Annotated in this window: 6 protein-coding genes; 2 read left to right on the top strand and 4 right to left on the bottom strand. The window is 56.9% G+C overall.

Annotated features, from left to right (window positions below; all coding sequences use genetic code 11):
• Positions 1 to 252 precede the first annotated feature (252 nt).
• Positions 253 to 2,469 (top strand): CHASE2 domain-containing protein, encoded by a 2,217-nt coding sequence (locus tag ACP15U_RS15655; protein ID WP_425046090.1) that lies wholly within the window; start codon positions 253 to 255, stop codon positions 2,467 to 2,469.
• On the opposite strand, the gene ACP15U_RS15650 is transcribed toward ACP15U_RS15655, so the two are convergent.
• From ACP15U_RS15650 to ACP15U_RS15635, 4 genes are all read right to left on the bottom strand, one after another.
• Positions 2,470 to 3,789 (bottom strand): HlyD family type I secretion periplasmic adaptor subunit, encoded by a 1,320-nt coding sequence (locus ACP15U_RS15650; protein WP_425046089.1) that lies wholly within the window; start codon positions 3,787 to 3,789, stop codon positions 2,470 to 2,472. It abuts the gene before it with no gap.
• Entirely contained in the window at positions 3,789 to 5,897 is a 2,109-nt protein-coding gene (locus ACP15U_RS15645; protein WP_425046088.1) for a type I secretion system permease/ATPase, read from the bottom strand. Before ACP15U_RS15645 ends, ACP15U_RS15650 begins: the two co-directional genes overlap by 1 nt.
• Before the next feature lie 83 nt (positions 5,898 to 5,980).
• Positions 5,981 to 7,396: a TolC family protein gene (locus ACP15U_RS15640; RefSeq protein WP_425046087.1), complete on the bottom strand. Its 1,416-nt coding sequence runs from the start codon at positions 7,394 to 7,396 to the stop codon at positions 5,981 to 5,983.
• A 186-nt stretch (positions 7,397 to 7,582) separates the two neighbouring features.
• Positions 7,583 to 7,918: an ArsR/SmtB family transcription factor gene (locus ACP15U_RS15635; RefSeq protein ID WP_425046086.1), complete on the bottom strand. Its 336-nt coding sequence runs from the start codon at positions 7,916 to 7,918 to the stop codon at positions 7,583 to 7,585.
• 230 nt (positions 7,919 to 8,148) lie between these two features.
• Between ACP15U_RS15635 and ACP15U_RS15630 the strand changes: the two genes are divergently transcribed.
• Positions 8,149 to 9,153 (top strand): succinylglutamate desuccinylase/aspartoacylase family protein, encoded by a 1,005-nt coding sequence (locus ACP15U_RS15630; protein WP_425046085.1) that lies wholly within the window; start codon positions 8,149 to 8,151, stop codon positions 9,151 to 9,153.
• Positions 9,154 to 9,155 lie beyond the last annotated feature (2 nt).

Below are 9,155 nucleotides of genomic sequence, written 5' to 3'. Positions count from 1 at the left end.
GACATCGCCCCCAAGCCTTTTTGTCAAAAATCATTGCAATAATAAAAATCTTGCTGAGAATTGTGCCTCTAAATTCACATTTTCGCCATTTCTTTTCAGGACCGGGATGATGGCCAATCGAGATCTAGCGATCATTTCGCAATTGTGGCCGAAATGTGGTGAGCGCCCATAGGCAACGAACTTTGTGACGGATAGGAAAATTAAATCAAAAGCGCAGCCAGATATGCCAGATTCAACCATTAGGGGCATACATTGACGCTTTCAGGACTTCTGCGAAGAATCAGCCTGTCCCGAATTGCCGGGGTGGTGTTGCTTGCAGCCCTGCTGACACTGCGCGTGATCGACCCGATCCCGGTGGAACGTCTGAGGCTCTCGGCCTTTGATCTTTTCCAACAGAGTTTTCCGCGTGATCTGGGCCAGTTTCCAGTCGCCATTCTCGATATAGACGACGCCAGCCTGACTGAAATCGGCCAATGGCCTTGGCCGCGGACCCAGATCGCTGAACTGACTGAAAAGGCCATGCAGGCAGGAAGCGTCGCTCTTGCGTTCGACGTCTTGTTTTCGGAGCCTGACCGGCTGTCCCCGGCACTTGTCGCTGCGGATAACCCGAACCTGCCTCCGGACGTCCGGGCAGAGCTTGCTGCGATGCCGTCCAATGACCTTGTGTTGGCCGAGACATTCCGGCGATCGCGTGTCGTCGCCGGTCAATCGAGTATTCGAACCACGCAAACCGCGCAGACCGATGGCGAGGTTCCGCAGGTACCGCATGCGATGCTCGGGCCGGATCCCAGCCCGTTTCTTCTGCAGTTTCCGGAGCTGATCCAGAACTTGCCTGAATTGGAAGAAGCGGCAAGCGGGCGCGGGGTGTTTACGGTCTTGCCGGATCCGGATGGTGTCTACCGAAAGGTTCCGCTGGTCATGTTGGTTCAAGGCCAGATCCGCCTTAGCATTGCACCCGAGTTATTGCGCATTGCGACCGGGGGCGACGCCTTTGCCGTCAAGTCCAACGAGGCAGGCGTCGATGGGATCGTGGTGGCCCGAAAGCTTATTCAAACCGAGGCGGATGCTACAGTTTGGCCTCGCTATTCTGTGTCTGACCCCAACCGATTTGTTTCCGCAGCCGATCTTTTGCAGGACAGGGTTCCGCCCGGTCGGCTGCAGAACCATCTTGTCTTGGTAGGTACCTCGGCCATCGGGCTGGAGGATTTTCGCGCAACGCCGCTTGGAATTCCCATGGCCGGTGTCGAAATCCACGCCCAGTTGCTCGAAAACATTTTGGCAGGGGATTTGTTGCTAAGACCGAATACGGCCCTGGCTCAGGAACTGGTCTGGGCCGCATCGCTGTGCATTCTTGTGATCTTTCTCGCACCAATTTTGGCAGCCCGGTGGCTCATCCTGAGTTCAATCCTGCTGATCGCGGGATATGGCGCATTCACCTTCTATCTGTTCCTGAACGCAAATCAGATCATTGATCCGACATTCCCCATGCTCTCTACCGGTTTGATGGTGATGCTGTTTTCCAGCGCCAACTATCTGCGCGAGGAACTGCGGAGAAACCAGATCCGCAGCGCTTTCGGTCAGTATGTTTCTCCGGCACTGGTGTCTCAGCTTTCCAAGGATCCGGACAACCTGAAGCTGGGAGGTGAGAACAGGGAATTGACGGTGCTGTTTAGCGATGTACGCGGGTTCACCTCTATCGCCGAACGGTTCAGAGAAGACCCGCAGGGGTTGACCCAATTGATGAACCGGTTCCTGACGGTTCTGTCCGATGCGATCATGCTGAGCGGTGGGACCATCGACAAGTTCATGGGTGATGCTGTGATGGCGTTTTGGAACGCACCGCTGGATGATCAGGGGCATGCCAAATCCAGTTGCGAGGCGGCGCTCAGGATGCTCAAGGCGGTGGATGACCTGAACGAAACGCGACGCTTGCGACCGCGAAAAAAGACTGTGTACGAGCCGATCAATGTCGGTATCGGGATCAACACCGGAGAATGTGTTGTCGGCAACATGGGGAGTGACACACGCTTTGATTACACAGCCCTTGGCGATGCGGTGAACCTGGCGTCACGGCTGGAGGGTCAGACCAAGACTTACGGGGTTTCCATCGTCGTGGGCGAGGCCACCGCGCTGGCGGTGCAGGACAGTTTCGCCTTGCTGGAACTGGACCTGATCAGGGTCAAGGGTAAGTCCTTGCCTGAGCGCATATTTGCCTTGTTTGGCGATCAGAAACTGGCGCAAAATCCCATGTTTCTGGCGGTTCAGGCCGAGAATGGGAAAATGCTCGACGCATACCGGACTGGACAGTTCGAGGCGGCAAAAGACTATATTTCTGAGGTGAACCATCTTGCCGAAACGCTCGACATTGAACTGTCGGGTTACACCGAGGTCTATGGCGATAGGCTGCGACGGCTCATGCGTGACCCGCCAGATGATTGGGACGGTGTCTTTGTGGCCGAGACCAAATGATCACCCTTCGCGCAGGGCCTCGTTCTGGGCGCGGCGCAGGGGCTTCAGTAGAATTTCGAGGACCGTGCGCTGTCCGGTGCGGATATCGACCGATGCCACCATTCCGGCCGAGATGGGCAGCGGTTGGTCAGCCGGGCCGAGAATGTTCTGCTCTGTTCGGATGACTGCCCGAAAGAACTCGTTTCCTTCGGCATCCGTGACCGTGTCGGCACCGATGCGTTCGACAATGCCGGGGAGAGATCCGTAAATCAGGTAATCATAGGCAGTTATCTTGACCGAGGCCTCGGCGCCGGGTGTCACGAAGGCCACGTCTGCCGGGCGCAGTTTTACCTCGATAAGCAAGCCGTCATCCGCTGGTACAATCTCCGCCACTTCCTGTCCCGGTCGAACCACCGCGCCGATACTGTTGACCGACAGCGCGTTGATCGTGCCGCGCACCGGAGATCGGAGCTGCGTACGGGTGACACGCTCGCTGGCCGCACGCAGTTCTTCTTGGACGACGGCAAGCTCGACCTGAAGACGCGCCAACCTCTGCCGTGCTGTCAGCACATAAGCTGAGACTGCCGCATCCAGTTCGTTTTCGGATTGAGCGAGAGAACTTTCCACCCGGACTTTCGCAGCTTCTCCGACGGTCAGATCACCTTGAAGCTCTGCCATTTGCGAATTGAGCCGCAACAGTTCGATGCGGGGGATCGTGCCAGACTCAGTCATTTTGCTGACCAGTTCGATCTCCTCGGCCAGTGGTGCAATAACCTGACGGCGCTTACTTTGCAGGGCTTCGAGTTCGGCCAGTTCGCTGCGCCGTTGACGGATCTTGTCGCCGAGGATCTCGAGTTCGCTGTCTAGCTGGGTTCTTCGCGACTGGAACACTTCCAGTTCTACGGCGGTCGCTAACGGAGACTTTGCGGCCAGCTCATCGGGATATTCAAGCACCTCTTGCAATTTCGCTTCGGCTTCAAGCCTCAGCTTTTCGGCCAGCAACGCGTTCTTGCGCTCTTCGAGTTCGCCAAGCTCGGCAGCAACGCTGGTGTCGTCGATCTGCATCAGGACAGCGCCCTGTTCGATCAGATCGCCTTCGCGCAACAGGATGGAACGGACGACGCCACCTTCGAGGCTTTGGACAACCTGAACTTTCTGTGACGGAATGACCGTGCCGTTGCCGCGCGTGACCTGTTCTATTTTGTTGGTGTGCGCCCACCAGAGAAAGCCACCAACAAGCGCAGCCGTCAGCAGGAGAAGGAATGTGGTGCCCCGATCGCCGCCTCGTTCTTGTGTTTCGGCGGTGTTGACGAATTCTTCTTCGATTCGGCGCCCGAACATCAACCTGCCCCCCCGCTGTCGGCATCGGCCGAGACGAGTTGCTGCATCACTTCGTTTTTGGACCCGTCGATCAGCAGGCGACCCTTCTCGAGTACGACAAATCGATCCGCAAGATCGGCCAGAGAGGCTCGGTGCGTACACAGGATCAGGCCCGTCCCCCGCGCTTTGAGCAACCCTAGGCGCTCGCATACCCGCTGTTCCATCACCTGATCCATTGCGTTGGTCGGCTCGTCAAGAAAGAGCAGCTTGTGCTGCCCCAACAAGATCCGGGCCAAAGCCAGCGCCTGCGCCTGACCGCCTGAAAGGTTGTTGCCGTCTTCGCCAATATGCAAGTCGAGTCCTTCGGGGCTTTCGGCCACGTAATCTGACAGTCCGGCGATGAAAAGTGCTTCGTCGATTTCCTCCTGCGTGGCGTTGGGGCGGCCGAGAACAAGGTTTTCGCGCAGCGTGCCTGTGAAGAATTCTGACCGCTGCGGCAAGTATCCGATGCCCGTGCGAAGCTCGGCCGGATCGTATTGGTTGCTGCCATAGTCATCGACCAGAACAAGCCCGCTGTCTGGTTGGATCAATCCAGAGACCAACTTGCCAAGTGTCGACTTACCGGAGCCGACCCTGCCCAAAAGGGCCACTGTTTCGCCTGCTGCGATCTCCAGTGAGAGATGATCCAGCGCAGGCAGCTGTGCTTCGGGAAAGGTGTAACCGACATCGCGGATCGACAATGATCCGGTCTTTACGCGCAGGTTCGATTTGATGGATGCCTCCCGCTCGGTTTCCAGCCCCATCATCTCGTTCAGCGCCAACATGGATTTGCGCGCATACTGCGCCCGGAATACGGTTTGTGCGATGGTCCCCAGTGGGGCCAGCGCTCGGCTGGAAAGAATGTTGGCCGCGATCAGGCCACCGATCGTTATCTGATTTTCGGCAATCATGTAGACGCCGAGAACGATGATCACCACGCTGACAAGCTGCTGCACCATGATCGTGCAGCTAGAGGTGAAATTCGACCAGAGCCGTGTTCGGCCGTTGACCCGTGCCGAAGCTGCTACGGCGCCTTCCCATTCACGCTGCATGACGGGTTCGGCGTTCAGAGTCTTGAGTGTTTCGACGCCCGACAGGGCCTCCATCAGCACCACGTGGCGATGAGTGGCAACATTCCCGGCCTGCGAGGCAGAGCGTGCCATGGGGATTTGCGCAACAAGCGCCACCAACAGGATCGCGGCAACTCCCGCAAGCGGCACATAGGCCAGCGGCCCAACAATTGCGAACAGAACGGCAATAAAAACACCGATGAAAAGCAGATCGACGAACGAGGCAAAGGAACTGGATGTGAAGAATTCCCGGACAGCTTCATATTCGCGAATGCGGCTCGCTAGACCTGCGGCACCGGATTGCCGCTCGGCCATTCTCAGATCCATCGCCTGTCGGAACAATGAGGTGGCGACCTGCAAGTCGACGCGGCGGCCAATCCGCTCGATGATCTGCGCCCGAAGCGCCCGCAGCAACAAGTCCATCCCGATGGCGATGCCGACGCCTCCTGCGAGGGTCCACAGAGTTACGAATGACAGGCTTGGGATCACCCTGTCGTAGACGTTCATGATGAAGAGAGGCAGCGCGAGCGCCAGAATGTTGATCAGTAGCGAGGCCAGCATGATCTGGCCCCAAGACCGCCAGTTGCCCAATACCGGTCCCCAGAACCAGTGGCCATTGGACTGTGCAGCACCGGGCGGCGATTTCAGAGCTCGGGCGTCGCCCTGCTCGGGGGTTACCAGTAAAACTTGCGGTGCTATCCTGCGTTGCAGATCGCGAACCGGCTCCCGCGTAGTTTTGCCTGTGTGGGCGCTGGTGATCTTTACAGTGTGGCGACTACTGTCGAAGCTCTCCACGATAACAGGCCGATTGGTCCGGTCGAAGGCCACGCAGGGAAGCACGGCAGGGTCGAGCCGCCGCAAGGTAGACTTATACAACCGCGCGCGAAGGCCGATCGTTTCAAATCCTCGAATCAACCCGTCGGCGTGGCGCGTGTTGGTGCCAGCTGGAATGCGGCTCACTACAGCCGTTTCGGTGAACGGTCGTCCGTATCTTGCGGCGAACCAAGCAATGACGCTCAATGCTCCGCTCTGGGATTCATCCTGTCCCGGCTTACTGCCGTTCGGGGCGTTTTCTTTCTGAGGCCCCTCCGGCGGTAATGTGTTCATCGATCCACGACAGGGCGGCCCTTCTGGAGCACGCTATAGGGACGCTGACGTTTTTCGGTATCCACACCAACAGTCAAAAGCAGAAGCTCGCCTGTGCTGTCGACCCCGAAATACTTTGCCAGTTTGCTCTGTGCGGCCATCATCCGGTAACCGCTGAAGGACAGGCTGGCGCGAGAGTTGATCTGTTCGTATCGGGCGGTGAACAGTTCGGTTTCGGCGATCAACACGTCGATCAGGCTGCGTGTGGCCAGCTGAAATTCCTGAAGATACTGAAACACCAGTTCCTGATTGGTTTCGACCTGTTTGGCCAGCAATTGCTGAAGGCGACGGTTGGAGGAGTAGTTTGTCCAAGCCCGCCGCGCGATGGCGTCAACCTCGCGCATGATCGACATGCGGTCATACAGCGCCTCGTTGCGGCGTTCGGCAAAGGCTTCGGTTCGTTCCCTGCGTCCGCCCCGGAACAGCGTCCAGTTCAGGTTTAGCCCGACGAAATTGCGGTTTTCGTGGCCGCGTGACCCGTCTAGGTCCGCACCATAGGATGTGCCGGCCTGCAAAGTGATGCGTGGCTGATAATCAGCTTCGGACATCCTGCGTTCAAACTCGCGGGCATCGATGTTTGATTGGGCTTGCTTGATCCGGAAATTGTTGTCGAGGCTTGCTTTGACCAGCAAATCGACCGTCGATGGCGGTGCCGGTGGGGCTGGGATCTTGAGATAGGAACCGGGCAGTTGGCCAACCAGTTCCCGGTATCTGATACGTGCCGCCGACAGATCAAGTTCGATCTCGGTCAAGGCAACACGAACCCGTTCGACACGGCTTTCGACTTGCAACAGGTCGCTGATCGGCAATTTGCCACCAGTGACCTGTCGGCTGACCTGTCCCTGTATCTCGATGTGCCGGGCGAGATGATCCAGCGCGATCTGCTTGAGTGCGAGCTGGCGAGCGACATCGACATAGGCCTGCACAACAGTTAATGCCATAGTTTCCGAAGCATCGAGATATTCGAACATCGAACGATCAAGCCGGGAAGCTCGAGCAAAGGTAAGATTGTCTCGCCGAAAGCCATCGTAAAGCGTGACCTCTGCCAGCAACCCTGCCTCGCGCGGTGTTTTGGTAACAGCGTTATCAGCGGCCGATAGACCTGCAGGGTCGTCCACGTACTCCCGCCCAACGGTGCCGAACAGGGACAGCGTTGGCTCGAACTGTTCCCGGGTCTGTAAAAGGTCATAGGCCGCAGCCCGGACTGATGAATCCTGAGCCTTAATCCTAGGATTGGAGGTCAGTGCGGTCTGCACTGCGCTGCTTAGACTTTGCGCTTCGATTATGGTTCCGCAGAACGCGATCGTTGCGGAGATAGAAAGAGTTTTTAGAACAAATTTTTTCAATTGCGCCACCCGATCTTGGAGAAACACGAGTAGTTCCTAGCGCTTGATCGTATCCGCGAGTTTCGAATTTTCAAAGGATTATGTTTAATTCCGTAATCGGTTGCCATTTTTTGGCAGGAAATTGATGGGCGAAATACTCGGCGATAACGATAAAAATATGGGCCGGTGGCAGCCACATTTTCTGGGCTTGTCAAGTTCTTCGGTCTCGGGAAATCAGCTCTCGCCTTCCTTCAAAAGGAACAGAATCTCAGCGCAATGTTGAATTTCCCCGCCGCAGCAATCCGACAGGATAAACGTGACCAGTGCGGTGATCGCGCTGACATCCGCTGCATAATGTATTTCACGGGAATGCCGGGTGGCGGTAAGTAACCCCGCCCGCTTCAGCACTCCAAGATGCCCTGACAGTGTCGACGGAACAATCCCGACCCTGTTTGAAATCTCGGTTGCCGTCAGACCCTCGGGGCCGACTTTGACCAGTTTTCGAACAATGGTCAGACGTGAGTTTTGCGCCAATGCGGCAAAGGCTTCGATAGCCGTTTCTTGATCCATATTTCGATGATAGTCGAATTAACGAACTTTGGTAAGTCGTCAAATTCTCGGACGTCGTTTCCATAATTCGGGATCTGCCGAAATAAGAAGTTGACACTTCTGATGCACAAGAGGTTTATCATCGAAACGGAAGCCTGTGATCGCGCGGCCAGCAACCAACCTGGCGGCCTAGAGATGCGGCTCCAGGTTGGTGACGTCGCAGGAAAAAGATTCACTCCGGAGGGAGAGTCATGGCCGCAACACTGATCACGTCCGAAGTTGACCTTGACGCAAATGGCAAACAGGCCGGTTATCTGCGGGTGCCACACTCCGTCGATCGGAGTGCCTATGGTTGGATTGGACTTCCCATAGTCAGCATCAAGAACGGCGCGGGGCCCACTATGCTGATGCTGGCCGGTGTGCACGGTGATGAATACGAAGGGCAGATTGCCCTGACCAAGCTGTCGCGTGAGTTGGAGCCGCAGGACATTGACGGTCAGTTGATCATTCTGACCATGGCCAACTATCCGGCGGCCAGAGCGTCGCGGCGCGTTTCACCGATCGATGAGGGTAATCTCAACCGAAGCTTCCCTGGCAATGCTATGGGAGCCCCAACGCAGATGATCGCTCATTACATCGAGGAAGTGCTCTTGCCGCGATCTGACTACATGGTTGATCTGCATTCTGGTGGCACATCCCTGTTTTATCCCGCCACCCTGTTGCGTGGGATGGGCGCGACCGAAGAAGAACGCGCCAAACTTCAATTGCTGGAGCACGCGTTTGATCTGCCTTTTGCATGGGTGTTTGGCGGTGGAGGTCGACAGTCTACCGGTCGCACGGCATTGGCTGCGGCGAACCGGAATGGCGTGGTGTCCGTCATGGCGGAACTGGGCGGCGGCGGCGGCATTGACAGAACGATCCTTGCCGATGCCGAGCGTGGGCTGCGGCGGGTTCTGCACAAGTTGAAAATGTTGCCCGGCTATCAGCCTGATGGCACGCGCGGGACCCGGGCATTGAGCGTTCAGGGATCAGTCTATTGCTACGATGACGGGGTGTTTGAACCCTTCAAGGACATTGCGGATCCAGTGTCACCGCACGAAGCTCTGGGACAGATACATTTCCCGGATCAGCCTCAACGCGAACCGGCTCACGTGGTGTCGCCATTCGGCGGAATTGTTCTTGCCAAACGCACCCTCAGTCATGTTCAGCGAGGTGATGCGGTCTATCAGATCGCGGACGATATTCAGGAGAACTGAAA

This window comes from Primorskyibacter sp. S87, from assembly GCF_049801055.1.
Classification (GTDB): Bacteria; Pseudomonadota; Alphaproteobacteria; order Rhodobacterales; family Rhodobacteraceae; genus JBNAGF01.
Note: the sequence above shows the minus strand (reverse complement) of the source record. Positions and strands in the feature narration are given on the sequence as shown.

Bases quoted from the DNA above. Each gene is read 5' to 3' on its own strand.
- ACP15U_RS15630 (WP_425046085.1), top strand. From the start codon at position 8,149: ATGGCCGCAACACTGATCACGTCCGAAGTTGACCTTGACGCAAATGGC.
- ACP15U_RS15650 (WP_425046089.1), bottom strand. From the start codon at position 3,789: ATGTTCGGGCGCCGAATCGAAGAAGAATTCGTCAACACCGCCGAAACA.
- ACP15U_RS15635 (WP_425046086.1), bottom strand. From the start codon at position 7,918: ATGGATCAAGAAACGGCTATCGAAGCCTTTGCCGCATTGGCGCAAAAC.